We start from the raw sequence: 1,157 nt of genomic DNA on the forward strand, positions 1-1,157 counted from the left end.
GAGTAGATTGGTCTGCTCGGAGATCGAATCAATCACCGCGAGTAGGCTTGCTACCTCATTTGTGTCGTTTTCTACACCTGCGAGAGCTTCTGCTGCGTTTGTAATCTCTTGCTCGACATCTTGAATTGATTTGACCGCCCGCTGCGTCGCTGCTTTGCCTTTTTCAGAATTAGACTTAGCCTCGTTGGCAGCATCTGACGCTAGATTTGCGCGTTCGGCGTTACTAGTAATACTATCCAGAATTTGGCTGATCGCAGCCTGAATATTCTCAATCTGTTGACGTTGTTGTATGGCTTGTTGGTTTCCTGTTCGCGATAAGTCAGTCAATTGATTTGCTTGGCTGCTTAGGGATCGAGATGTTTCTTCAGTGCGTTCAACAAGTGTTGCAAGCTTTTCAACGAAAACATTAAAGCTTTTAGCAAAACCGGATATTTCATTGTCGCCGTCTTCATTCAGACGACTAGATAAGGTCGCATCGCCATGCGCAATGTCATGCATTTTATCGCCCATATTTTCTAATGGCTTGAATAATAAATTAGCGCTAAACCAAATAAGTATGGCGGCAAGCGCTGCGACAATGATGGTAAGTAACAAAAGGCTTACGCTTAAGTCCTGTGCAAGCGCAGATGCTGCTGAGAAGGCTTCGTTTTTATCAATTTCGCTAATGATGGCCCAATTGAAACCCTCAACATTGATTGGAGCATAGGCGGACAACACTTCTCGACCATCTTGTTGAGTGATGCTAGCAAAGCCCGATTTGCCCGAAAGAGCATTCTGTGTCGCAGTAGTGTCAATAGTGTGTAAGCCGATTCCGGAACCGAGAGATTTAATCTGATCAATCGTGTCGCTATCTATGCTGCTTGCTTGGAGGTGCTCGAAGTAGCGCTCAGGGTTTTCGTCGTTGTGACGCATTGTGTTGCGTAGCTTTGAGTCAGAACCTACTAGATAGGCTTCGCCGGTTTCACCAAACCCTACTTCTTTCCATGCATGATCATTTGTCATGATTTGGTCGATTTTGTCGATAGGGAATTGAACAACGATAACGCCACGTACGCGTTTGAACTTAATGATAGGCGTGGCAATGAACGCGGCTTGCGCTTCGAATAAGGGGGTATAAGCGCTAAAGTCCTCGAATACTAATTGACCTTGTTCGGCAT

General features: G+C 45.5%; 1 protein-coding gene. It reads right to left on the minus strand.

Annotated features, from left to right (window positions below; genetic code table 11):
- Nucleotides 1-1,157 (minus strand): methyl-accepting chemotaxis protein (locus tag A3762_RS16560; RefSeq protein WP_156493533.1); only part of this gene is annotated, 1,157 nt, incomplete at both ends.

This window comes from Oleiphilus sp. HI0125 (genome assembly GCF_001635355.1).